This window comes from Ruegeria denitrificans (genome assembly GCF_001458295.1).
Lineage (GTDB): Bacteria > Pseudomonadota > Alphaproteobacteria > Rhodobacterales > Rhodobacteraceae > Ruegeria > Ruegeria denitrificans.
In genome coordinates this window covers 223,953-250,279 of record NZ_CYUD01000007.1, presented here as the reverse complement: position 1 = coordinate 250,279, position 26,327 = coordinate 223,953, and the positions used below count along the sequence as shown (strand labels likewise).

The following is a 26,327-nucleotide window of genomic DNA, read 5'->3' as shown; positions in this document are numbered from 1 at the left end:
TTAAAAGCGTAGGAACGGTAGTCTGTAGCCCTTAGGCAATCCCTTGGTTTCAGCTGGGATGACGGCAAGCCCATCCGCCTGCGCCAACGTTGCGACCCTGCCACTATAAGAAGCTGCCATCAGGCGCAGCTGCAGGGTGCCGTCAGGTGTCGTTCCGTCAATCGTGACCGGACGGTATTCCTGACGCCCAGCTTGGCGCTGCAGCGGCTCGGCCAGAACTGCCTGTTCCGGGGTTGGCGGCATGTGACGCAGGCCAGCCCGGCGCGCCATCATCTGCGACCCGATGATCTGCCAAGTCACATAGGCCGAGACCGGATTGCCCGGCAGCCCGATATAGAGCGCGCGCCCTCGACGGCCGAACATGATCGGTTTGCCCGGCTTCATAGCGACCTTCATCACGTCGGTCTTCCCGCCGATGGCGGCAAACAGACGCGGCATGTGATCTTCGTCCCCCACTGAAACGCCACCCGTAGTGACAATCAGATCGGCGTTGTCGCAGGCCTGCCGCAGGGCTTTTTCCAGCCGTTCAGGATCATCCTCGACCTGACCTTTGTCCGTCAGGTCAATCCACGGCTTGGTCAACAAGGCCCGCAGCATATAGCGGTTCGAGTTGTAAATCTGGCCCGGCCCCAGCGGTTCACCGGGTTGTCGCAGCTCGTTGCCGGTGGAAAAGAGGGTGATCTTCAGCTTTCGGAATACCGTCACTTCGCAAAACCCGGTCGAAGCCAGCGCGGCGGCTTCGCGTGCCGTAATCTCACAGCCCTGACGCAGGATCGGCGCGCCGGCCTTCAGGTCTTCACCCATGCGGCGGATATGCTGGCCGGGTTTGGGACGGCGGGTAAAGCGGATGCCGTCGGCGGTAGTCTCGCAATCCTCCTGCATCAATACGGCGTCGAAATCGGCGGGCACCGGGGCACCGGTAAAAATGCGCAACGCCGCACCCGCTGGAGCCGAATGCGCGCCTGTATCACCAGCGGCGATGCGCCCTGCAACCGGCAGGTTAAAAATGGGGCCATCGCTCATATCAGCCGTGCGGATGGCATAGCCGTCCATGGCCGAATTGTCGAAGGCCGGCATGTCCACTTTACTGATGCAATCCTCGGCCAACACCCGGCCAATGGCGTCGATCAATGGAAGCGTTTCCGTCTCGGTCACCGGATCGGCAATAGCCAGCCCCCGTGCCAGTGCCTCGGGCACCGTCAGATATTTTTGAGCGTGCTGGTCGCAACCACATCCATCAGCCATTTGAAGCCTCCAACTGGTCAAAAACCTCTATAAACCCGACGCATTCAGCGTGAGCCTCTTCCTAGATGGAGCTTGGGCCGCCGACAGCCATCCCAACTCCAAACCGTCCATGAATGCGGCAATCATAATCGCGCAACCCGGCCAGCAAAGTGAGCCCAATGGACACCACAACCGCAGAGCTGTCATTGACATAGGTCACGATCACCACATGGGGTTGGCCGCAGTAGCCGTAACTCCGCGCGAGATGGTCCGGGTAAGTTTAGAAGTCCAACCCAATGTCGATGGTGCGATAGGAATGGGTCAGCGCCCCAGAGGATATGTAATCCACCCCCGTCGCGGCAACGGCGGCAACGGTGTTGCGGTTGATATTGCCCGATGCCTCGGTCACGATCCGGCCGTCCACCAACGCCACCGCCTGTTTCAGCATCTCGGGCGGCATGTTGTCCAGCAACACCACATCGGCCCCGCCGACCTCTAGCACCACGGCCAATTGGTCCAGCGTGTCCACTTCGATTTCAACCTTCATCATGTGCGAGGCACGGGCCTTGGAGGCCTCAAGCACCGCGCGCACGCCACCGGCGGCGGCGATGTGGTTGTCCTTGATCAGGATCGCATCCGACAGAGAAAAGCGATGATTGAACCCGCCACCATGCAGAACCGCCTGTTTCTCGACAATACGCAGGCCGGGCGTGGTCTTGCGCGTGCAGGTGATGCGCGCCTTGGTACCCTTGGTCTCTGCCACCAGGGCAGCCGTCGCAGTCGCCACTCCGGTCATGCGTCCGGCATAATTCAACGCCACCCGCTCGCCCGACAGGATCGAGGCCGCGCTGCCTTCGATCTCCATGAGCGTATCGCCTTTGGAGCAACGTTGGCCGTCCGCGGCATGGGTGGTGACGCGCAACGCCGAATCGACCAGACGGAACGCCAGTGCAGCCACCTGCATGCCCGAGACCACTGCGTCCTCACGCGCGTTCAGTCGCGCGGAATAGGTGGCATCCGCGGGAATCACGGTCAGTGTGGTGATATCGCCATTGGCACCCAGATCCTCCATCAGCGCGGAGCGTACCATCGGTTCAAGGATCATGTCGGGCAAGGCCGGGTAAGTCATGCTGCGTCCTTTGCAATTCGGTCCCGCAGGGCCAGCGCCTCGCTCAGCGTCAAGGCCGAGCGTTGGCCGGGGCCAGGGGTGAGGTCAGGGAAATCAGATCGGTAATGTGCCCCACGGCTTTCTTCGCGCAACAGCGCAGCGGCCGCGATCAGGGTGGCGGTGGCGGTCATGTTGAGAAATAGATCAGAGCCTGCATGCCGGGTTTCCAGCGCGGCGATTTTCGTCAGCGCGCGGCGCAGGCCGGTTTCGTCTCGGACCACTCCCACATGTTCGGTCATGGTTTCGCGCAGGGCGGCCACATCCTGTTCATTGATCGGCTCACCACCAGCGGCAAAGCAAATGTCCACCTCAGGCGCGTCCTGTGCGGCCACGGTGGTCGCAATATTGCGAGCGCAGGAGCGGGCAAAAACCAGTGCCTCGAGCAGTCCGTTCGACGCTAAACGGTTCGCCCCGTGCAACCCGGTCGAGCCTGCCTCGCCACACACCCACAAACCGGTCAGTGAACTGCGCCCGGCCAGATCTGTCTCGACCCCGCCCATGTGGTAATGCGCCGATGCGGTTACGGGGATGGGGTCGGTTGCTGGATCGACACTGTTGCGCAGACATGCTTCAGTGACCGAGGGGAATTGCGTTGCCATTTCGGCACCGATGGACTGGCGCGTATCCAATGCCGGGCGGTTGCCTGCCTGCACCTGCATGTAAACGGCACGTGCAACCGTGTCGCGAGGCGCCAGTTCCGCATCAGGATGAATATCTGGCATGAACCGGTGGCCCATGTTGTCGATCAGCACGGCCCCTTCTCCACGCAGCGCTTCAGTCGCCAACGGGGTCGGGTCTTCGCCCACGTCGATGGCAGTGGGGTGGAACTGCACGAATTCGGCATCCGCAATGCGCGCACCCGCACGGGCCGCCATGCCGATCCCCTGCCCGCGTATACGTGCAGGATTGGTGGTTTGGGCATAAAGGCCCGAGGATCCACCCGTAGCCAGAACATGCGCTGATCCGCGCAACAACACCGTCGGAACGTCGGCAGCATCAGCCCGGCTCAGGTAAACGCCAGTTACTTGCGTACCGTCGCTTTCCAGCCCAACCGCCAGCGCGCCCTCAATCACCTGAATCGAAGGCGATTCGCGCAAGGCGACACTCAGCGCCCGCATGATTTCAGCCCCGGCCTGATCGCCCTTGACCCGCACCACGCGGGCGGCGGAATGCGCGGCCTCGCGCGACTGCACGAACCCGCCATCTGCGGTGCGGTCAAACCCGGTGCCCAGGTCAGACAGGTCAAGGATATGTTCCGGCGCGGCTTTGGTGACGAACTCGGCCACTTCGCGCAGGACCGATCCGGCCCCGGCGCGCATGGTATCGTCTGCATGGGCTTCGGGGCTATCTGTCAGCGCCATGGCCGCCGCGACACCGCCCTGCGCCCAGGCCGAACTTGCGCCCGATCCCAGCGGTTCGGGTGAGATCATCACCACCGGGCAAGGGGCCAGCTTTAATGCCGCGTAAACTGCCGCCAGCCCGGCCCCGATGATGACCACACGCGGCGTCTCGACGGTCTGCATGTCGCGGATCAAATACCCAGTTGGCGTGACAGGTCGATCATGCGTTGCACCGACAGGCGGGCCTTTTCGGCCACTTCGGCGTCAACCTCGACCTGGCCAGTCATAGTATCAAGCGCAAACAGCACCTTCTCAAGCGTGATCTTCTTCATGTAGGGGCACATGTTGCAAGGGCCGACAAACTCGACCTCGGGCAGTTGGTCTGCGATGTTGGAGGCCATCGAGCATTCGGTGATCAGTAGTGCCTTTTCCGGCTTTTCATCGGTGACATATTTGATGATGCCGCTGGTCGAACCGGAATAATCCGCCTCGGCCACAACGTCCGGCGGGCATTCGGGGTGGGCGATCAAGCGGGTGCCCGGGTTCCATTCGCGGAAATCGCGCAGGTCTTGTGGGCTGTATTGTTCGTGCACGATGCACGACCCTTCCCACCAGACCACATTCTTTTGCGGCACGTCGCGGGCCACATTCTGCGCCAGATACTGATCCGGCGTCATGATGACGGTGTGGTTGTCCTGCGCGGCCACGATCTGCGCCGCGTTGGACGAAGTGCAGCAGATATCCGAAGCCGCTTTGACCTCAGCCGTGGTGTTCACATAAGACACCACCGGCGCGCCCGGGTACCGGCGGCGCATTTCTGCGATTCCTTCAGCAGTGATTGATTCTGCCAGCGAGCACCCAGCCTCCATATCCGGCATCAGCACCGTCTTTTCCGGGCTGAGTATCTTGGATGTCTCGGCCATGAAATGCACGCCACATTGGACGATCACGTCCGCCTCGACCTCGGTCGCCTTGATCGCCAGTTGCAGGCTGTCACCAACGAAATCCGAAACACCGTGGTAAATCTCGGGCGTCATGTAATTATGGCCCAAAATCACCGCGTTACGCTGGGCTTTCAGGTCGTTGATCGCCTTGACATAGGGCGCATAGATCGCCCAGTCGACGGGCGAGACCACGCGGGACATGCGGTCATAGATATCGCTCATACCTGCAGCAAGTTCGGGCGATGGGGTCAGATCATATTTTTCGGAGAGATGCGCGCGCTGCGCCGGTAGGTCGAACACGGGACTGTTTTTCTGCCTGAGGAACTCGTGACGCCGTTAATATGGGGTTTGTTGCGGATTTACCACCACTCAAATCAGAAGAATGTTCCAATATTTCTGTCACCAGCAGAACTATCTTATCAATCCGCGCTCAGGTTACAGGCGTGTTTATGTATTCTGCGAATCCAGCATGGGTAGTCGCGAGCCCGATAGGTTGCTGCGACATCGTTTTTCACGACCTGCCAAGAGAAGATTCTACAAGCGCAATATTCCGACTGGTCAAGTTTCATGGCCAATGTCCTGACCTTGAGCCACACAGATGGTGGCCTAATCAGTAAAACGATCAGCCAGAAAGTCGATCAAGGCCCGAACGCGCCGGGGTAAATAAGACATCTCCGGGCGCAGAATATAGACTCCGCCACCTGCATCCGGCTCTACATGACCCTGTAAAATCGAGCGCAAACGACCTGTTTGCACGTCATGTGCAACAAGGAACTCTGGTAGCCACGCTATGCCGCGCCCAGCGCAGCACGCCGCACGGAGCGCTTCAAGACTATTGCAGGAGAACCCGGGACCAAGGCGGGATATTCCACTCACTGTTCGCGTAAAGCCCCAATCCGAAAGCTGTTTTTCCCGAGTCAGGCACAGGCATTTGTGCGCCGTAAGCTCTTGTGGTTGCCGAGGAGTACCAAACCGTTCCAGATAGATAGGCGAGGCGCAAAGGAGCCGCCGATTGTTCATCAGTTTTCGCGAAACAAGCGATGAATCAGGCAGAACGCCACTACGGACGGCGATATCGAAACCCTCTGCAACCAGATCAACGATTTTATCTGTCAGCAGCATTTCGATTTCGACCTCGGGATTGAGCTCCATGAATTCGATCACCAAGGGAACCACATGCAACTGACCCAAAGCCGCCGAACTCGTCAGGCTGATTGGGCCGCGCAGGTTGCCGGTGTCATCGGCAATATCCTCTTCCAGCGCGGTTAGGCGGGTGAGAATGTCGCGGGCTTCTTCTGCATATCGCTGCCCTGCCTCGGTCAATGTCATGCGCCGCGTCGAGCGGACCAGAAGCGGGACCCGTAACCTCTGTTCCAACTGATACACCCGCTTGCCCACGGCAGACGGTGTGAGCCCCAGCGCACGGGCCGCTGCCGAAAAACTGCCGTGGTCAACAACGGCCAACAGGATTTCCAATTCAGCCTTTTGCGTCATCTGATCCTAAAACTATCAGAAGTTGATCACCATCACCGGATTATCGAGGTTTCTTTTCCAAATTATCTGAGATGGAGATGTAAAAACCAAGGAGAATCGTTTTGCGCTCCGATTTGAACAACTCACTCTTCACCCCGCTTACTTTGCCGAACGGGCGCGTTCTGAAACATAGGATCGTCAAATCAGCTATGTCAGATTCTCTGGCGGATGGCAGGGGCAACCCAACCGCTGAGCAGATACGCCTCTATGAACGTTGGGCCGAGGGTGGCGTGGCGGCATCAATCATAGGCGAAGTGCAGGGTGATCCGCGGTTCCCTGAAAAGCCGGGCAATCTGGTGCTTGATGATAAGGCGGACATGGCCGCATTTCGCGACCTTGCCCGACACGGGTCGATCGACGGTGCGCAACTTTGGCTGCAACTCGGCCATGCCGGAGCCCTGGCACATAGGCCGATCAGCCGGCCCAAGGGACCCAGCGTCTTGGACTTCCCCGACTTCCGCAGCGAAGCCATGTCTTTATCCGAGATCAAAGCCATTCCGGATCACTTTGCCCGCACAGCCCTTCGTGCGGCCAAGCTGGGTTTTGCGGGCGTTCAGATTCATGCCGCGCACGGATTTCTTCTGAGCCAGTTCCTCTCGCCGCTCTTTAACCACCGGACAGATGCCTATGGCGGTTCGATCCATTCACGGATGCGTCTGCTGATCGAAACGGTCGAAGCCGTCCGTACCGCGGTGCCCTCTGACTTTACAGTTGCCGTCAAATTGAACGCCACCGATCAGTTGGAAGGTGGGTTCACAGAAGAGGACGCGCTGAAGGTTGTGGCCGGGCTGGAAGGCAAAGGCGTCGATTTGCTGGATATCAGCGGCGGAACCTATTTCCCTGGCGCGCCTTCAAGTTCCGAACGGGCCACCAAAGGCCCCTATTTCCTCGGCTTCGCGCGCGCAGCACGCAGGCTGACCTCGACTCCGCTTATGATCACCGGAGGGTTCAAACATCGTGACGAAGCAGAGGCGGTTATCGCAGCAGGGGATGTGGATGTGGTCGGTATCGCGAGGGGCTTTGTCCTTGATCCAGGTTTGCCCAAGACTTGGCAAGCGGCGAAAAGAGATCCCGTCTTCCCTCGCTTCGCGACTCTTCCTCCGGGTGGCATGACTGCTTGGTTTACCATGCGAATGGCGGATCTTGCGGAGAATCGGGAGAAGCTGGTGGATCGCAACATCAATGAAGCTATCCACCAATACGAGCGACGCGATGAGCAGCGCATTGCGCTTTGGACGGAAAGGTTTGCCGGTGCATGAACCTTAGTCCACGTGTTTCCGCCTTTAAAACTGAAAGGAACTTATGCTTTTCCGTCCCATCGCGACATTCAAGTCAATTGCCGACCGAAATTCTCTAAATAGTTTCGCTCAACAGGCAGCACGATGAGACTCCACACAACTAGCGAGAAGTTAGCTTACCTAGGCACGAAGACAATCGACACCTCGGAATGTAGCCCCTTAGGCCCCCTTCAGTCTGATGATGCTCTCAGGCCTGTCACAAACTCGTATGATGCCTCAACCAGTTCGAATACAACGTCCAATTCATCTGTGTTCTTCGGCGTGAAGATCATTACAAAACCACCCCAGCCAGGTCTTTGATCCGCCCAGGGATGGCTGACGGCCCAACCTTTTTCAGCTGCTTTTTTCGCAAGCGTTGGCGAAAGCGATGCGTGCAAACTGCCATCCGGGTGCAGATGGGCAAACTCGCGACCACCGACAATAACCTCTGGTCGAGCCAGCGCCGTATCTTCGGTGATCCAAAAGCCGAGAGCTCCGGGCAGGGATACGACCGTTTGCCTGATCTCAACGCCTGGCAGTTCAGACACCTTTTCCAGGAGCGCCTCTGACAAAGCCGGAACCGGCTCTACATCGATCTGAATATGCGGGACGCCGCTGGTTGTTCGCGGAATGGGCGTTTCACGGACCGGCAGATTTGTAGGGTCAGCCAACGCATAAGAAGTGCCACAAATGTGCACCAGAAACACAACGCAGAGAAAGCGACTTACCTTCATGTTTCGATCTCCCTTTAATAATCTTTATCTAAGATAGGCTGGGCTAAAAAAGAAACTGTCTGTAAACCAACACCTCTTGACTATTAGGCGGCCGCATATCCCGCGCAACTTCAGGGCGCCCTTGTTGTGCCGGCGGACCATTGGCTTGCGATCATTGCCCCTCGAAACATTACTGAATTTAACAGGTTTTCGACAATCGCCCAAAGTCCACTGAACCCCAACCGCAAAGAAACTCAGTGACTTCTACCACATGCTCTCTAAAATCCGGTCTCGTGTATTTCATTAGTTTGCGTGGGAGATTAAGCGCAGGTGGGTGGAAAGAAGGCATCAGAGGAGACCAAAAGTTCAGCGTCGTCATCTGCGCAGAATGCGGAGCTTAGCGCGGTTGATCAACAGGCACGGTTTGAAGCAACCGCGCGGGTTTTACAGGCGATCTCGGAAACCAGGGACGATGTGCAGCCGGTCTGCGATCTGATTGTAACACTGGCAAAAGATCTGTGTGGCGCTGTATTTGCCGGTTTGGTTCTTGGGCAAAAAGGGGATGCGGTTCAGCGGCTGGTTGCCAGCGTTAACCTTCACCCGGATATTCAACAGCTCTGGCTCGACGGTAAATACACGATGGAACCGGGCAATTCCCTTGTGACCAACACCATTCTCAGCGGCAAGACCAAACGTGTTGTCGACATGGGGGACACCCATTTCCATAAATCGGGTGATGAGCGTTTTAAGCTAATCGTCGATATTCATGGGTGCCGTAGCAATCTGTTTGTTCCTCTTAAGGTAGATGGCGGCGCAATCGGATGCTTGATGTTGGCGCGGGATGAGGTTCGGCCTTATACCGACGATCAGGTCAAGCTGGTTGAAACATTCGCCGCGCAGGCGGTCATCGCGATTGAGAATGTTCGCCAGTTCCGGGAATTGCAGATCCGTCTGGCGCGCGAGCGCGCCACGCGCGAAGTTCTTGAGACGATCAGTCGGTCCCGGGATGACGAAGCTCCGGTATTCCATACAATTTTGAAAAACACTGCACGACTTTGCGAAACTGACGTCGCCACATTGAGCCTTTTGAACGAGACCGGAACTCATCTTGAATATGCGGCTCATTTTGGCGATCAACTGGCTACTTACAAGGTTGGCGTCGATCGCTGGTCGCTGGACTCAACCCTGCAAATCGCCGAGTCCGTGCGCGAAGCACGCGTTATTCACAATGTCGATCTGCGCTTGACCGACCATTACATCAACGGGGACCCTTGGCGTCGCCAACTGGTTGACGAAGAAGGTGTCCGCTCGTTTCTTACGGTTCCATTGATGTCAACGGATGGTGCCCCGGTCGGCGTCATTGGGATTTATCGGCGTGAAGTGCGCCCCTTTACCGAAGATGAGATCTCATTGGTCGAGGGCTTTGCGGCGCAGGCTGTGATCGCCATCGACAATACTCGCCAAATGAACGAGCTGCATACTCAGCTGGAACGTCAAACGGCGACGCAGGAAGTTCTGAGTGTCATCAGCAAAAGCCGTGACAATGACGCACGAGTCTTTGAAGCAGTGCTTCAGCAGGCCACTAAAGTCTGTGGTGCAGATCAGTCCGCACTTCTTTTGGTCAACACTGCCGGGACCCATATTCGACTGGCTGGTGCATGGGGTCACAATAGAACCGACCTCCGATTAGGAGAGGAGTGGCCGCTTGATGGTTCCATCACGGCTGCGGCAGCGATACGAAATTGCAAGGTTATACGCGTTGGCGATTTTGTTGACACCGATTTCTATCGCTCGGGTGATCCTACCGCTGTTAAAATGGTTGAGGTCGAAGGTATCAGATCGCGGGTTGTAGTCCCGTTGATACAGGGGGAGCAGGCGATTGGAGCTATCGCGGTCAGCCGCCGCGAAGTGCGCCCTTTTTCTGATTCCGACGTGCAGTTCATTGAAGAGTTCGCCAAACATGCGGTCATTGCGATAGAAAACACGCGCCAGTTTCGCGAAGTTCAGGAACGGCTTGAGCGTGAAGAAGCATCTCGGGAAATCCTGGAAGTCATCAGCCGCAGCCGCGACGATGACAGACCCGTTTTCCACAGCATTCTCGAGAATTCCAGCCGTTTGTGCAAAGCACCGCTCGCCTTCCTATGTGTCGCTGATCATGAACGGGGGCTTGCAACTATCCCGGCCAATATCGGCGCGAGAACTGATTTTGACGAAGCGCTAAAAGACTTTGAGGAACCATTGACGCGCACTGAATTGGTCGCGATCAAGCCAATGATCGATGGGCAGGTTATCCGCCAGGACGATATTGCCGAAGATCCACTTTATTACCGGGATCGTGACCCAAAACGGGTTCAGATGGTTGAGATCGAAGGTGCCCGCTCGGTTCTTGCGGTTCCGCTGATGAAGAACGGCACCACCGGTCTTGGGGTGATCGTGCTCTATCGCCGTGAAGTTGCACCTTTCTCGGATGACGATGTCGCGCTGGTCCAGACCTTTGCGGCACAAGCTGTGATCGCCATGGAAAATGTCCGTCAATTCCGCGACGTGCAGGACCGCACGGCGGAAGTGACGCAAGCGTTAGAGTACCAGACGTCGACATCCGAAGTGCTGCGGGTAATTTCAGCGTCACCAAACGCGTTATCGCCCGTTCTCGACGCCATCCTCAAAGAAGCGTCACGGATCTGCGAATTGCAGGACGCTTATGTTGCGATGCTGAATCCCAATGATCAGCTCTTTCATGTTCAATCGATACTTACGCAGGACACAGCCTTTGCGGAATATGTCAAAGCTCATCCTCTTTCGCCCAACGAAAGCGGTGTAAGCGGGCGTGCCATTCTGTCAAAGCGCACAATTTATATCGAAGATATTGAAACGGATGCTTCTTATACTTGGATGGAAGAAAGCGGCGTCGGTGAATATCGTTCCGTGCTCGGGGTGCCGCTGGTTAAGAACGGCGTTGTCGTAGGCGTTATTTCAATCGGGTCGAGAGAGGCTTCGGGATTTTCCGCCAAACAAATTCAATTGCTGGAAACGTTCGCCGACCAAGCCACTATTGCCATTACGAATGCCAACCTTTTCCGCGAGGTCGAGGAACGCACTGCGGAAGTCGTCCAATCGCTTGAATACCAAACCGCCACATCAGAAGTACTGGATGTCATCTCACGTTCACCCAATGATCTGCCGCCGGTGCTGGATGCCATACTCGAGGTCTCGTCGCGTATCTGCGACCCGGAATACGCATTCTTCGCCATGCGGGATGCTGAAGATGGGCTTTACCGGGTGGCCATGTCGCACAATGTAAGTGACGCTTTTCTTCAATTTCTGTCAGACAACCCAATAGCGCCGGAAGAAGGTTCCTGCATCGGGCGCACAGCTCTGCACGGCAAGACAGTCTATATTAGAGATACACGCCAGGATCCGACCTACACATGGAAAAAGGCGGCGGAGATCGGTGACTACCTTACCACCCTTGGCGTTCCTTTGATCAGCGAAGGGGCAACTGTTGGTGTCATCGTCATGGCGCACCGGAAACCGGCGGCGTTTAGTGAAAAACAGATCAGCCTGCTAGAAACCTTTGCCTCCCAAGCCGTGATCGCCATCAATAATACCCGGTTGTTCAAGGAAGTGCAGACCCGCACCGCAGAAATTGAAGAGGCATTGGTGCGCGAGCAAGCTAGTGCAGAAATTCTGCAGGTCATCAACGAAGCGTCGTCCGATGTCCAACCTGTGTTTGATCTTGTTGTTCAAAAATCCGCGCAGCTATGCGGGGCGCAGTTCTGTGTTCTTGAACGATTTGACGGCAAACTCTATCATTTTTGCGCACAATACGGATTTCCAAACGCGACCTTAAACTTGCTGACTTCCGATTACCCATTGGAGGCTTCCGAAGGGCATTTGGCTCCATTGGTGGTAAAGAGCGGCGAGGTCCAGCATCTTTCGGACGCGCACAGTCCCGAGTATTTCAGCCCAGAGCTTGCGAAGAAGGCCGGGTATCGACGCTTAATGGCTGTTCCGATCCGGGCTGAGGCGCGAATTTGGGGCGTCGTAATTGTAGGTTGGGCCGAGGCAGGACCACCACAGCAAAACAGCGTTGAACTCGTTCAAGGTTTTGCCAATCAGGCGAGCATCGCCATCGAGAACGCGCGACTGTTCCGAGAAACGCAAGAACGCACTACGGAAGTTGAAGACGCGTTGAAGTACCAGACAGCTACGTCCGAGGTACTCGAAGTTATTTCCCGATCTCCTGACGCGTTGGAGCCTGTATTAGAGGCGTTGCTGGCCGTTTCATCCCGTATCTGCCGTCTACAGGATGCATTCGTAGCTCTTAAGAAGCCCGAAGACGGGAAGTACCATTTCTTTGCCGGGCACAACGTGCCCGACAGTTTTGCAGAGTTTTTGAAGGCGCATCCTTTTGAACCTGGGGAATCAACGGCAACTGCAAGAGCGCTTCTTCACGGACGGGCCGACTACGTGGAGGATACGCAGGCAGATCCAAATTATGATCCAGCCCTAAGGTCTCACAATGAGGGTTACAGATCTGTTCTTTCCGTACCATTGATACGAGACGGTGAAACAATCGGCGCAATCAGCATGGGTAGCCGAAATGCCGCGGCTTTTGACCAGAAGCAGATCAAGCAATTGGAGACATTCGCGTCCCAAGCGATAATCGCAATTCAGAATTCGCAACTTTTCAATGACACACAAACCGCACTAGCACGCCAAACGGCGAGTGCGGACGTGCTGCGCGTTATTTCAGAGTCCCCGACCGATACCAAACCGATTTTTGAAAAGATTGTTGAACTCGCAACGATGCTCATAGATTGTGATCTGTCGATTGCGATCCAAGCTAACAATTCTGAAATCTGGCAGGTTGCCGCTGCAACGCCCGATGGTGTCGAAGAAATCACTTGGACAGAACGACTGCCAATTGATCCTGAAGACAATTTGCCATCCTTGGCTATCAAAAGCTGCGAAACCTTACATATACCTGAGTGGCGCTACGATGAGCTACCTCGGCGCGATCAAAAGATCATGCGCGCGAAGGGTTTCAAGTCATCCCTGACTGTACCGCTAATGCGCGGGAGTGATTGTTTTGGCGCGCTGGTATTCATTCGAAAGACGTCCAAAGTTTTCAGCGATGATGACGTCGCAATTGCCGAGTCCTTCGCTGATCAGGCTATTATTGCCCTGGAAAACGTCCGTTTGTTCAATGAAACTGAAGCATCTTTGGCGCGACAAACGGCCAGCGCAGACATTCTGCGTGTAATCAGCCAATCGCTTGACGACATCAAACCTGTCTTCGAGGCAATCGCAGAAGCGGGAGTTCGGTTGGTATTCTCAGATATGGTTGCAGCGATGACCGCGCAGGACAATAAGTTCGAGGTGCTCGCCAGGGTCAGTGCAGAAGGTGCCGCCACACTTGAGGGGAACCAGAGCTTTCCTATCGATCCGGATCCGATGTCCAGCTTTCCGGCGCAGGTATTGCATGAGAAGAAGATGCTCCACCTCCCGGATTGGGACAAACTCGATCTCTCGCCGTTCGAACAGATCACGTATGATCGGCATGGCGTCCGTGCTGCACTCTTGTTGCCTTTGATGAAAGGTGCAGTGTGTCTGGGTGTGATGGTATTTGCCCGGAAAACAGCTGGTGCTTTCACCAAGGATGAGATCGACCTCGCTTATACGTTTGCAGACCAGGCAGTAATCGCCATCGAGAACGTGCGTTTGTTTCGCGAGGCCGAAGAAGCGCGAAAGGCGGCAGAAGAAGCAAACGAAGCAAAAAGCGCATTCCTGGCCACAATGTCCCACGAGATCCGCACCCCCATGAACGCCGTGATCGGGATGAGTGGGCTATTGATGGATACCGAGTTGGATGCAGAGCAAAGTGATTATGCAAATACAATCCGCGACAGCGGCGATGCGCTTTTGGGTATTATCAATGAAATCCTCGACTTCTCGAAAATTGAAGCCGGGCAGATGGACATCGAGAACCATCCGTTCGACCTGCGCGAATGCATAGAAAGCGCGCTTGATTTAATCAGCGCCAAAGCGGCCGAGAAACAGCTCGATCTGGCCTATGAGTTTGATGACTCACTGCCGCTGGCGATTAGTGCGGATCTGACCAGATTGCGGCAAGTTATTTTGAACCTTCTTTCTAACGCAGTGAAATTCACCGAAACCGGAGAAGTGGTTCTGTCAGTTGAGCAGACCGCCAAGGATCAAGGATCCCTTGAACTGACGTTCAGAGTCCGAGACACCGGTATCGGCCTCTCTCAAAAAGGCATGAGCCGTCTATTTCAATCTTTCAGTCAGGCAGACAGCTCAACGACGCGAAAATATGGCGGCACTGGTCTGGGTCTTGCGATCTCGAAACGCCTCGCGGAACTTATGGGCGGGACCATGTGGGTTGAAAGCGGTGGCGAGGGGAGCGGCTCCACCTTTGTTTTCAAGATTCAGGCCAAACCTGCAAAACCGGTCAAATCGTCTGCTCGCGATCTGGTTGGCGTTCAGCGTGAACTTGAAGGCAAGCGCATTTTGATGGTCGACGACAATGCCACCAATCGGAAAATCCTCAGGCTTCAAACCGAGAAATGGGGCACCCGGACCACAACATGTGAAACTCCGTCCGAGGCGCTTAGCATGCTCGCGGGGCCCGATCAGTTCGATCTGGCAATTCTCGACATGCATATGCCGGAAATGGATGGCGAAGAGCTTGCCAAAAAGATCCGCGCTACGAAACCGGGTTTGCCACTGATCCTCTTCAGCTCCCTTGGCCCGCGCGAAATAGACCTCGAGGACGGGCTCTTTGCTGCCAACCTTGCCAAACCTTTACGCCAATCCCACCTTTTCGATACCCTGGTCACGCTGTTTGCGACTGAGAAGGTACGGCAGAAGCCAGTAAAATCTCAGGACAAGCCCCAAACAGATACGGATATGGCAAAACGACATCCGCTGCGCATTTTGCTGGCTGAGGATAACTTGGTGAACCAGAAGCTCGCGCTTCGCCTATTAGAACAGATGGGCTATCGCGCTGATTTGGCCAGCAACGGTGTTGAGGCCGTCGAAAGTGTGAACCGTCAAACATACGACGTCGTTTTCATGGACGTGCAGATGCCCGAGATGGATGGGCTGGAAGCATCCCGCCGTATCAACAGAGCGTTTCCGGGTGGAGATCGCCCCCGCATAATTGCAATGACCGCGAACGCCATGCAGGGCGACCGCGAAATGTGCCTGGACGCAGGGATGGATGATTACATCACCAAACCAATCCGCGTTCCTGTTTTGACCGAAGCACTTTTAAACGTCCCCAGCAAAAGAAAGTGATCCATGACCGACAGCCCAATTGATCATGAAATCTTCTCGGAACTAAAATACGCGACAGGCGAAGAGTTTGCTGCCGAGCTTGTGAATACCTTTCTCGACGAAGCCCCCGGTATGATTGATGAATTGAAAGCTGCGGCAGGCGCGTCCGACACCGACAGATATCGCCGCGCTGCACATTCCATCAAATCGAACGCAAACACATTTGGTGCGACAGCGCTTGCCGATCTGGCCAAGGATGTTGAGCTTGGAAATTTGCCCGAGGCCGGTGACCTTGCAGACGCGGAAGCATTGGAAGCCGCCCTCAACACGGCAGTCGCAGCCCTTCGGAGCTTGATTGATGACTGATACTCCGGGCCATTTACTCATCGTTGATGACAACAAGGTCAACCGCCTGCTTTTGTCGCGCAGTGTTGAGCTCTTGGGTCATCACGCGTCGGTCGCGGAAAACGGTCGGATTGCGATGGAGATGCTGTCGAACCAACCCTTTGATTTGCTTCTGCTGGATATCGAAATGCCCGAAATGGACGGGTTCCAGGTTCTGGAGGCCATCAAGTCGAACACTGATCTGCGCGATCTGCCAGTGATTGTGACCTCATCCATCGAAGGGCTGGGCAACGTCGTGCGCTGCATTGAATTGGGCGCCGAAGACTACTTGCCCAAACCGGTCAACAAGACGCTTCTCGGTGCCCGCGTTTCCAGCGGCCTTGAAAAGAAAAGGCTTCGGGACGAACAAAAACGTCTGCTTGAACGCTTTGCGACAACCGAGGTTGCGCAAGACTTGCAAGAGTCAGGTTTTGCCATCGGTGGCAAACGTGCGAACGCTTCGGTCCTCTTCTGTGATATTCGCGGCTTCACAACCTTGTCGGAAAATCTAGCTCCCGAGGAAACAATTGATCTGCTCAATACCTTCTACACCTTGATGTTCGAGGCTGTTACCAGCAATGGCGGCATTGTCAGCCTTATGCTGGGTGACGGATTGATGGCTCTTTTCGGGGTTCCGCAGCCTTTGCCCAACTCCGCGCAAAGCGCGGTGGCGGCAGGACGTGAAATGCATAACATGATTGAGATATTAAATCTCGAACGGCGCGCAGAAGGGAAAAGCGATCTTAAGATCGGCATCGGGATTGCGACCGGTGAAGTCGTTGCCGGTTACGCCGGCACAGACGATCGGGCGACGTATACTTGCATCGGATCTACGGTAAACCTAGCTGCCCGTCTTGAAGCGGAAACCCAGATAACGGGAAGCCGGATATTGATTGATCAAGAAACCCTCGAACTTCTGGAAGGGGCCACAGTATTGGAATCTTTTGCTGGAAGCAGAATTAAAGGTTTCTCCGATCCGTTAGACATCCACGCGCTATAGTCAACCCGAAAATCTTGTTTGAAAATCGCACAAAGATTACTGTGGTTATCGTGTTAAAATATAGGAATCGCAATGTGTTAGCCGATTTTTGACAACAGCACTAACTCCGGCCGTCACCGTTAACTGCATTTCCCCTGGCCTCGCGCAGGGCACACAAATTTCCGGGGGCACTCCGGAAGAGTTCGCAACGACGTGGTGCAAAAGAATTTAAACGACATCGGATTTGTGCGCAAAACCACTCACTCGGCCGCTTCATTTAAGATGCCAGACGCCGCGAGATCTCCTGCTTCTAAGAAAAGCCAATCACGGATGGCGCTGATGGGTGGATCATCCCGCCTCGCTGATTGGGTTGCAATGGCAAAATTGGTAAACGGACGCGTTGTTGTATCAAACAGCCTTATCAATCGTCCTTCCTCTACCGTTGCACTCACGACGGCTTCGTATGCCAGCGAAAGCCCCAGTCAAGCCTATGCGGCGATGGAGGTATATTCGCAGTTTGGATAGACAGGATCACCGTCAGCAAGCTCAGCCAACACATCCGCTACGTTGAACCATTCGGCCCACTGGCCGTCAACTTCATCACGAAACAATGTCAGGCGTAGCAGATCGCGAGGGTGGGAGATACTTTCGCGCTCCAACAGGCTAGGCGGGACGACTGGATAACGAGCCGACAGCAGAAATGGTGTGACATCGACACCTTCTTCCGGATTATCGCGCGGATGGCGCGAAGCAACAGATTAGAAGTGCCGTCACCGCATGAACGGTTGTTCTGTTGGTGAACTTCAACATGTGCGTCTCCCTTCGTGCTGTGTGATCACTGATGCTAGTCGTATGCTCTGTTTGGGTCCACAAAATAGGGAAGACAGCAGTGAAACATACGAATAAGTGCTGATGGAATGTCGGTCGGTACAGACGTTTTAGCCGACTTTCGTCACCTTCGCAGTACATGGGAAATTGGGACCGTCCGACACTTTCACCGCGAGATCTACGAACACCCAGTCTGGTGGAGCTCTCTTTCCCGGTGTTGTGATCGAACGCCTCAGAAGCGGACACAGCTGACTTATTGCCCTTACACGCATCGGATTATTCCATTGGCTGATCCTCAGCAAACGAAAGCTCGTGTCCGTATTCGGCCTAGCTTCACTGAATGTACTCGCAGTAAATTGTGACTGAGGCAATTCTTCCTGATCCATGCGTACCAAATGGCGAGTGCTGATGGAGTCCTACGAATTCGTTACGAAGGTAGCCGCAAGTGTTTGGGCAAATATTGTTCTTCGCAGGTAACTGGTTTCCCGACCCTTTCAATGCGATATCCGGTGGCGTGGAAGCATATGCGACCGCCACGTCGGTCATTCAGCGCCTTGGTCCAGACAAATTCGAAATAATCCATTCCGTGGACCCGAACTGGTTCTCTGGACCGGGTAATCCGGTCAATTGGCAGCGGTGTAATGGTCAATTTCGGAAACGAAAAGGAGACGGTCAGATCGGAAACACCCTCGAAACACAGATTGACCTGGCAAAGGGAAAAACTGAAACGCCCGTTGTCTCGCCTAATCCAATCCTCAATATGATCGATATCTAGTATTAGTTCGCTCACCCAATCACCGTTGTTCGGGTCAGGCGAAATTAATTTTAGGGCATAGATGGAATTGTCATGGAATTCATGCCTGATGTCCTGAAAGAGCCTCTGCCCGGTGTCCATCGCAATCACTCGATTCCGAATTGTTACTGATACGCTCGATTTCGGAGTTTCAGCCAGTTTAGTATGTCACCATGCCAAAGGTAACGACAACAACAGAAGCTCTTGCAACCCAGATCATTGCTGCATTTGATGGTCTTAATCCACCTGCTGATGATGAACTTCTGCACCCCGAATGCATGGATGACGTGGATATTCTTGAATTCTATGGTGGGGTCAAATGGTATGAGATGACCGATCAAATGATCGTAAATGGTTACGCGGCCCCCACTGCTTTCAGCGCAAAGGCATTTCAGTATTATATACCAGCGTATCTGATTTGGACTCTGCGCAATTCAGACAGCCCGGAATATGCCAGTGAAAGCATTCTTCTGGCACTCGACCCCGGCACATCCAAAGAAATGCTGCACGAGTTCAGGAAGTCCAAGTTCAGCCAATTGACGCCGGCACAAAAGGAGGCTGTGTTGAGGTTTCTGTACTATCTCAGCGACCATCCTGAACTCGGTGAATTTGCAGAAGCCGCATTGGTCAATTACTGGATTGAATATGGAGTGCGGTAACTGGGTCGATGATTTTTCGTATGTGAGGTCGCTCTTCGCAGTGCTTTTTGTCGTAACCGGTTTGCCGGTGGCATTGACTGAGGATGAGCAACGGCAACGGCTAGACGTTAAAGAACTTGGTTACTATTCGATCAGGGTCGGAACGCTCGATAACCCAGCTGATTTCCCTCCTGAACTGCATTTCGGCGTCGAAAGCCAGATACCCTGGGTGGATACTCACGACGATTTACCAAGGATCAGGACAGAGAATGATCCACAGCTTACATCACGCTGGGTCGCCGTAGGCGAGCCAAAAGCCGGGCCAACACCGCCAGTTGCGAAACAGCGAAAGGAGTATGAAGGTCAATCTAAGACCGCAAAGTGAACATGACTTGGGTAAACCTGATACCCGTATTGGCGAGAAAACGGATTGCCGGAAGAACTTGTTCGGTTCGGCCATACGTGCATGCTGGAGTGGTTGGTTTCATCCTAGAGTTTTCGCTAATGACTGGAGAGTTCAATGCAGAAATTCGGAGCCCGCAATCCATGGTCGCGACGCGAAGATGTCAGGTTACTGCGCGGAGAAGGGACTTTTGTCGATAATATCGCGCCAGAAAACGCGCTTTTTGCGCATTTCTTTAGGTCGCCCGTAGCACACGCCAAGATTACCAAATTGAACGTTATGGACGCCCGGCAGATGGAAGGCGTCCATTTAGTTCTGTGCGCCGAAGACCTGCACGCAGCATGTGTTGCAGAGGGATTGCCTTTCGAAATTGTGGAATGCCCGGATGGCAGCTTTGGCGCAGCACCTAGGCGGCCATTGCTGGCCGAAGGAAAGGTGCGTTTTGTCGGTGAACCAATTGCAATGGTTGTGACAGCGACACTGCAATTGGCACTGGACGCCTGCGAAAGGATCGAGTTCGAATACGAAGAACTGCCCTCACACATGCTCGTTTCACCAGGTGGAGAGCCATTGCACAGCGAAGCGCCAGAAAATTGCGCATTCAACTGGTCAATCGGCGATGAAGCGGCCTGTCAATCTGCGTTCTCACAAGCCGCGCATACAGTTTCAAGAACCATCCACAACAACAGGGTCATAGTGAATTCAATTGAGGCGCGCGGGTGTTTCGCTGAACAGGTGGACGGCAGGACACAACTTGCCCTGAACGGTCAAGGCGTCCAGAGCACCAAAGACGAAATCAACCGAATTCTCGGTGTAGCAGCCGAAGATATCCGAGTGACGACGCCTGATGTCGGGGGCGGGTTCGGTATGAAAGCCATGTCATACCCTGAACCCATTTTGGTCACGCATGCAGCGCGGGTTTTGAACCAACCAGTTCGCTGGATGTCTGACCGAACGGAGGCAATGCTGACTGACGCGGCTGCCCGTGACCTGGATCACGATGCCGAAATGGCATTTGATAGCGACTATCGTCTTATCGGATATCGTGTTGAAACAAAATGCAATCTGGGCGCCTACAACAGCGACCTTGGGCAACTTATCCAAACCGACTATTTTGCGATGGTTCTGTCCGGTGTGTACCAAGTGCAGAATTGTTATTTGAACGTGAAAGGCATTTTCACCAATACAGCACAGACCGACGCCTATCGCGGTGCCGGGCGGGCCGAGGCCAGTTATGTTCTGGAACGAATGATGGACTACGCGGCCCGCGAACTTGGTGTCGATCCGTGGGAATTGCGACGACGAAATTTTATCCAGCCGGAGCAGTTTCCTTACATCAACGCAACGGGTGAGCAGTATGATCCGGCAAACTACGACCGCGTTCTGGATCGGGCTGAGCAGGTAGCTAACAGATCAGGGTTTGCTGAGCGGAGAGCCAGAAGCAAAGCCCGCGGCAGATTGCGCGGGATCGGGTTGAGCTATTACGTTATGAATGCGATAGGCAATTCCAAGGTCAGTGCGCGTTTGGAATTTCCCGGCGATGGATCAGCCATTCTAACCGTTCCATCGCAATCCTCGGGACAAGGGCACGAAAGTGTGTTTGCTGCCTTTCTTTCTGAACAAACCGGAATCCCCGAAGAAAAGATTGCCGTAATTCAAGGGGACAGCGACAAGACGGGGATTGGCGTCGGCACAGGCGGGTCTAGCTCACTGACGACAACCGGCAATGCAACATTGATAACTGTAGCAAAAACAGTAGAAGTATTCCGCCCCTTTGTCGCCAAATCCATGCAGGTTGACCCTGATCTGGTTGAGTTCGACGGAGAGACCTTTCGCGCTCCGGGGTCAAACCTGAGCCCCTCGATGCTGCAAGCCGCCGATATGGTACGCGTGGCCGGAAGGGCTGACCTTTTGGATATTGAAGGGGTCGGCAAAATCGATACCTGGGCCTTTCCAAATGGCGCACATGTTGCCGAGGTTGAACTGGACCCTGAAACCGGAGTGGTGACCCTTGAGAAATACACGGTGGTCAGCGATTTCGGTAACCTGATTAACCCCATGTTGGTCGAAGGTCAGGTGCATGGAGGCTGCGCACAGGGTATTGGCCAGGCATTACTGGAACGCACCGTTTACGACGATAACGGCCAACTGCTTTCAGCAAGCTTCATGGACTACGTACTGCCAAGAGCGTCTGACTTTCCACATTTTGATTATTTTAACGAGCCGGTCCCATCCACAGCGAATGCAATGGGTGTCAAAGGCTGCGGCGAAGCCGGAACCGTCGGCTCAATTTCCGCTGTCGCCAACGCTGCAGCTGACGCTCTGTGCACACGCGGAGTCGCCAATCTTGATATTCCGATTACCCCGGAACGCATTTGGCGATTGCTGCAATAAGCTTCTACAAATTCAGAGCGTCGTACGGATGCATATTGAATGCTAACGATTCTAACGGTCCAAAACAGACATCTCGCCAACAATAGCAAATTGTGCCTCCGTAGGCTGCTTGCTTTTAATGACCGGCAGCTGATCTCCTATTGTTGGCGCTAATCAGGAATGCCCGCAGCTGCCAGATCGTGTAGTAGGCGTCATAGATCTCCGGCTTTGCAATTGAAATACGAGCGCGCATATCCCGAAGCATTGAAACGCTAAAATCGGGTTCCCGCGACAAGTTCGTTCAGACGAAACTCAGTCACCGTGCTATGAAACCGGGCATTCACAACTGGACCTCGCAACCCCCAGAAGCGCAACCAACCGGTCTTAGCCCTATCAACAATAAATGCCCGTACTACTCCCGTAGGGTTACAAAACATCCTTCCAGAATGGTGCTCTGTAATATTTCAAGTAAATAGGCTGGCAAGAAAAATGCCAGCTCTATTCAATTGGAACGAGTATCCTGGAGCTAGCCAAGCGGTTTGTATACGACCGCATCAATCTCGACCTTGGCGTCCACCATGATTTGCGAACGGACTGTTGAGCGCGCCGGGCCGCCATTTGGGAAGTAGCTCGCGTAGACCCGGTTGAACGTCCAAAAATCACGAGGATCGTCCAACCAGACGCCCACTTTCGCTACATCATCCAGAGTGCAATTTGCCAGCGCCAAAGCTGCAATCAGGTTTTCCATCGTTTTTCGGGTTTGCGACTCGATGCCACCCGCTTCTATTTCCCCATTTTCTTTCATTGCCACCTGCCCGGATATGAACACAAAGTCGCCGGCTCTTACAGCTGGAGCAAAGGGTAGCGGTTGACCACCTGCACCTGTCCTGTCATCGCCCAAGCGCAAGATCTTTTTCTCAGTCATTGAAGTGATTTCCTTCTGTTAGGTCTTTTTCGTAAGGAATGGGGTCCACGGCACCAAAGCCCGTAGTCGAAAGGGCCGCGCCGCGGTTCGCGAGTTCAGCAGATTTCACGGCATCCTTGTTTTTCAGGAAAGCGGACAAGAAAATTCCGTTAAAACAGTCTCCCGCGCCGGTAGCGTCGACCGCCGGGACTGTTACTCCGGGAATTGTGTGAATCCCTTGCCCGTTGGATACGGATACACCGTCCGCACCTAGCGACAGCGCCACAATTTCAGCACCCAGTCTGTGGTAGAAGCTAATTATGTCCTCGGGGCTGTAAAGGCCCGTCAATTGACGGGCGTCATCAAGCCCTGGCAGCACTATGTTGCAGCGCCGCATTGCATCGTGAGTAACCTGCCGGGCCATGTCCAATGGCCAAAGAGCTGTACGCAAATTGGGATCGAAAGCAATTGAGATGCCAGACTGGCGCGCAGCGTGGATTGCTTGCTGAGTTGTTGATTGTAACTCTGGACTTACCCCAAGACTGATCCCGGAAGTATAGAACATCCTGGCGTTGGAGATTGCATCGTCTGGAATATGTTCCGGTAACATCCGGCTCGCGGCAGAGCCTTTCCGACGGTAAACGAAATGGTGCCCGTCTCCATCGTGAAAGACAAAATAGAGCCCCGTGTCCTCACTTGAGGCAGATAACACGTGCTCGTGGTTCACGCCTTCTCGAGACCACAAACCCCGGAGCTTCTCGCCAAATTGATCGTCTCCGACGCGCGCAAGCAAAGCGACGTCAATCCCCTGTCTGGCGGCGGCGACGGCGACGTTGGAAACATCTCCGCCGAACCCGCCTTTGAACCGGCCATCCTGGCATGCGTTCAATTCGAACAGGGGTTCCCCTAAACATATGAGGTCAGCCATGTTTCACCTTATTGATGCCCGACGCAGGCTGCGTCTTTGGGCTACGGTTTTGCCGTTACTGAACTTTGCCCCGTGCCGCGACTGGTACAAGTCCCAGCGTATGATCGCCGCGAGTGGTTTCAATCTGGTCAACCATGTTGGTCACAACACAGGCATGGTTCGGAATAATCCGGATACGCTCGCCAACTTTCAGATTGATCTTGTCGGCCTTCAGAACGCCATGTTCCTCTGACAGACCCTGAACCAGAATGTCCGGGCGACCAATAACGTACCCGTGGCCTTCCAGTCCCAACAGGTCTGAGGTCAAAACTTTAGATCCCGCATCAATCACAGCCCGATTGTCTGCGGGGACTGAGATCACCGTGGCGAGGACGCTTAACGCACAGTCCTCCCAGGTACAGACGCCCCGTGCCTGTAGGGAGCGGTCGTTATAGATGTAAGTGCCTATCCGGTATTCAGTTGCAACTGGAACATCCTGCGACTGCCACATGCCTGGTGAACCGCCATGGGATACGACGTGCACCGACAACCCGATCTCTTCGATTTCTCGTTTGGCTCTGGTGAGCCATTCTTGAACAGCAACCTCTTGGCCCACCGGCGGATAAGTCATTAGACCGAGGAATGTTACACCCGGTTGTCTATCGATGTAGCGCGCGAGATCTCGCGCCTGCTCAGGTGTGGTTACGCCGCATCGTGCCGCGCCTGTATCGCACTCCACAAGTACACACAGTGGTGTCGCGGCATCAGCAAAGAATCTCGACAAACCGTCAACGGTTTCGGTGTTGTCCGCGACCACAGACAATCTCACCTTCTCTGACAGGGCACGCAACCGCGCCAGCTTGGCGTCGCCGAGGATATTAAAGGTTATCAGCACGTCGTCGATACCACCCTCAGCAATCATTGCCTCGGCCTCGCTCACTTTCTGGCATGTTATGCCAATAGCACCGGCCTCAATTTGCCGTTTGGCTAGCATAGGGAGTTTGTGGGTTTTGATGTGCGGTCGGACGGCAAGTCCGTGTTTCGCACAATGCCCCTGAAAGCGATCGATGTTCGCTTCGGCGATATCCAGGTCAACCAGGACAGCCGGTGTGTCGATATCAGAAAAAATCATTCCACAACTTCCTCATGAGGGTTCTTGACGATAGGCCAAATTGGGCGTGTCAGATTCTTGTAACGTGTTTTGGTGGGATCATTCGGATAGGGGCCTTCGACGGCTGCATAGATTATTTCGGCAGCGACGTCTGAGAAGGCACCATGAAAATGGTTTGTAGATTTGACGACCAGTATCTTTTTCTCAGTGACATCGATGCCGAGGTTAGTGAACAGGTCTGGCGAGAAAGCCTGACTTCGGTTTGAGTTCAAAACGACCTCAATCCCACCCAAACGAATGACCGAGCAGTCCCCCATGGGGACGATAGATGCACCAAAGCTCTGAACTGCATTGCGTTGATTGCGGACGACCGTGACCGTGGCGTCAATTGGGTTACCTGCGAGAGCCGACGTTTTGCCTCCGAAGCGAAGATCGAACACTGCGCCTTCTCCGGCCGCATGGCATAGGCGAACAGCCATGGGATCCCATATCGTGCCGAATGCGACAGATTTGAGGTTTTGAGCAATGGCCTCTTCAAGGATCAGGGTTGAATCCCCCGCGACGCCTCCGCCCGGGTTATCCCACACATCCGCCACGACCACAGGTCCATGCGCGGCTTTCTGAGCCTTTCTCAATGCTTCAACCGGGGACAGGTAGTCTGGCTTGGTCTGTCCTCGGAACGAAAATAGCTCCGTTCCCAAATTCCGGGCTATATTGTCGGCTTTGGCTTGATCATCATCTGTCAAAACGACGATTTTGGCGCCGAGATCTGGGGAATCCCCGGCCATAAACCCGTGAATGACAGAAGCTGAGAGAACTTCCCCCTTTGCTTCCATCTGGTTCAACTGATCAACAAATCCGCGCATGGGTTCCTGGCTGGTTGGCAGGACATCCAACATACGAACGTCAAAAACTGAGATAACGGGCCGAATGTCTCCTTTGATCGTGCGCAGGGTAAGGTCGACACAGGCTTCTCCTGCTTCAACAAAATCAGTATGCGGAAACTCTTTGAACACAGTGATTACGTTGGCATTCGATACACGTTTTTGGCTGAGATGACTGTGCGGGTCGAAGCTGGCTCCGATAACCGTTTTGGGGCCGACAATCGCGCGAATGGCTTCGATCAATTCACCTTCGCAATCCACACACCCTTCGGCAATCATCGCCCCATGCAGACCCAGAACAACACCGTCCAAAGGTAGCGCAGCGTTCACCTGATCCAGCACCTCGCGTTTAAGGCGCGCCCATGTTTCGCGATTTAGCAACCCGCCCGGTTCCGCCCATGTGGCGGTGCCCTCGATCAACTCCAACTCATTGTCCTGTGCCCGTTTTCTCAGCGCCGGAAACACCGCGCTGCACAACGTAGGGGTAACGGGGTGCTCGCCGGGCGGTGCGTAAAAGCTCTGCTCAAAATCGGAAAAATCCGTGCGCAGGGGGGAAAACGTATTTGTTTCGGTCGCAAGGGACGCACAGAAAACCCGCATGTCTAATCCAATTCGTTGGTTG

General features: G+C 54.6%; 17 protein-coding genes and 1 pseudogene. 7 read left to right on the top strand and 11 right to left on the bottom strand.

All coding sequences use genetic code 11. The features are described from left to right. The 5 genes from RUE5091_RS12730 to RUE5091_RS12710 all read right to left on the bottom strand — a co-directional run bounded on the left by RUE5091_RS12730 (position 1) and on the right by RUE5091_RS12710 (position 6,170). Entirely contained in the window at positions 1-1,245 is a 1,245-nt protein-coding gene (locus RUE5091_RS12730; protein ID WP_058282295.1) for a molybdopterin molybdotransferase MoeA, read from the bottom strand. Positions 1,246-1,504: 259 nt separating this feature from the next. After that, positions 1,505-2,353, bottom strand: coding sequence for a carboxylating nicotinate-nucleotide diphosphorylase (gene nadC, locus RUE5091_RS12725; RefSeq protein ID WP_058282294.1), 849 nt, complete (start codon positions 2,351-2,353; stop codon positions 1,505-1,507). Continuing rightward, positions 2,350-3,915, bottom strand: a complete 1,566-nt coding sequence (locus RUE5091_RS12720; RefSeq protein ID WP_058282293.1) for an L-aspartate oxidase — start codon at positions 3,913-3,915, stop codon at positions 2,350-2,352. The genes nadC and RUE5091_RS12720 overlap by 4 nt, the downstream gene beginning before the upstream one ends. Positions 3,916-3,923: 8 nt before the next feature. Further along, positions 3,924-4,976: a quinolinate synthase NadA gene (gene nadA, locus RUE5091_RS12715; protein ID WP_058282292.1), complete on the bottom strand. Its 1,053-nt coding sequence runs from the start codon at positions 4,974-4,976 to the stop codon at positions 3,924-3,926. 306 nt (positions 4,977-5,282) lie between these two features. Further along, a complete protein-coding gene (locus RUE5091_RS12710) occupies positions 5,283-6,170 on the bottom strand; it encodes a LysR family transcriptional regulator (protein WP_058282291.1) in 888 nt (295 codons plus the stop codon). A gap of 101 nt (positions 6,171-6,271) precedes the next feature. Between RUE5091_RS12710 and RUE5091_RS12705 the strand changes: the two genes are divergently transcribed. Further along, on the top strand, positions 6,272-7,468 hold the full coding sequence (locus RUE5091_RS12705; RefSeq protein ID WP_207383736.1) for an NADH:flavin oxidoreductase/NADH oxidase family protein: 1,197 nt from the start codon (positions 6,272-6,274) through the stop codon (positions 7,466-7,468). A gap of 209 nt (positions 7,469-7,677) precedes the next feature. On the opposite strand, the gene RUE5091_RS12700 is transcribed toward RUE5091_RS12705, so the two are convergent. Further along, positions 7,678-8,220, bottom strand: a complete 543-nt coding sequence (locus RUE5091_RS12700; protein WP_058282289.1) for a luciferase domain-containing protein — start codon at positions 8,218-8,220, stop codon at positions 7,678-7,680. Positions 8,221-8,529: 309 nt separating this feature from the next. Here RUE5091_RS12700 and RUE5091_RS23955 point away from each other — a divergent pair. Next, a pseudogene (locus RUE5091_RS23955) lies at positions 8,530-9,060 on the top strand (GAF domain-containing protein); the annotation flags it as partial. Here RUE5091_RS23955 and RUE5091_RS23950 read toward each other — a convergent pair. Beyond that, entirely contained in the window at positions 8,950-9,228 is a 279-nt protein-coding gene (locus RUE5091_RS23950) for a hypothetical protein (RefSeq protein ID WP_243470777.1), read from the bottom strand. The pseudogene RUE5091_RS23955 and the gene RUE5091_RS23950 sit on opposite strands and share 111 nt — an antisense overlap. 48 nt (positions 9,229-9,276) lie before the next feature. Between RUE5091_RS23950 and RUE5091_RS12695 the strand changes: the two genes are divergently transcribed. The 5 genes from RUE5091_RS12695 to RUE5091_RS12665 all read left to right on the top strand — a co-directional run bounded on the left by RUE5091_RS12695 (position 9,277) and on the right by RUE5091_RS12665 (position 21,920). After that, entirely contained in the window at positions 9,277-15,522 is a 6,246-nt protein-coding gene (locus RUE5091_RS12695; RefSeq protein WP_243470776.1) for a GAF domain-containing protein, read from the top strand. A 3-nt stretch (positions 15,523-15,525) separates the two neighbouring features. Next, a complete protein-coding gene (locus RUE5091_RS12690) occupies positions 15,526-15,867 on the top strand; it encodes an Hpt domain-containing protein (protein WP_058282287.1) in 342 nt (113 codons plus the stop codon). Further along, the gene (locus RUE5091_RS12685; RefSeq protein WP_058282286.1) at positions 15,860-16,885 is read left to right on the top strand and encodes an adenylate/guanylate cyclase domain-containing protein; all 1,026 of its coding nucleotides are present in this window, start codon (positions 15,860-15,862) and stop codon (positions 16,883-16,885) included. The genes RUE5091_RS12690 and RUE5091_RS12685 overlap by 8 nt, the downstream gene beginning before the upstream one ends. Before the next feature lie 1,773 nt (positions 16,886-18,658). Then, positions 18,659-19,144: a DUF6714 family protein gene (locus tag RUE5091_RS12675; RefSeq protein WP_058282284.1), complete on the top strand. Its 486-nt coding sequence runs from the start codon at positions 18,659-18,661 to the stop codon at positions 19,142-19,144. Between the two features lie 499 nt (positions 19,145-19,643). Then, positions 19,644-21,920, top strand: a complete 2,277-nt coding sequence (locus tag RUE5091_RS12665; protein WP_058282282.1) for a xanthine dehydrogenase family protein molybdopterin-binding subunit — start codon at positions 19,644-19,646, stop codon at positions 21,918-21,920. A gap of 505 nt (positions 21,921-22,425) precedes the next feature. Here RUE5091_RS12665 and RUE5091_RS12660 read toward each other — a convergent pair. The 4 genes from RUE5091_RS12660 to RUE5091_RS12645 are packed head-to-tail and all read right to left on the bottom strand — an operon-like array spanning position 22,426 to position 26,305. Then, positions 22,426-22,824, bottom strand: a complete 399-nt coding sequence (locus RUE5091_RS12660; RefSeq protein ID WP_058282281.1) for a RidA family protein — start codon at positions 22,822-22,824, stop codon at positions 22,426-22,428. Then, positions 22,817-23,731: a sugar kinase gene (locus RUE5091_RS12655; protein WP_058282280.1), complete on the bottom strand. Its 915-nt coding sequence runs from the start codon at positions 23,729-23,731 to the stop codon at positions 22,817-22,819. The genes RUE5091_RS12660 and RUE5091_RS12655 overlap by 8 nt, the downstream gene beginning before the upstream one ends. 55 nt (positions 23,732-23,786) lie before the next feature. Next, positions 23,787-24,842, bottom strand: a complete 1,056-nt coding sequence (locus RUE5091_RS12650) for a D-TA family PLP-dependent enzyme (protein ID WP_058282279.1) — start codon at positions 24,840-24,842, stop codon at positions 23,787-23,789. Then, on the bottom strand, positions 24,839-26,305 hold the full coding sequence (locus RUE5091_RS12645) for a M81 family metallopeptidase (RefSeq protein ID WP_058282278.1): 1,467 nt from the start codon (positions 26,303-26,305) through the stop codon (positions 24,839-24,841). Before RUE5091_RS12645 ends, RUE5091_RS12650 begins: the two co-directional genes overlap by 4 nt. Positions 26,306-26,327: the final 22 nt, after the last annotated feature.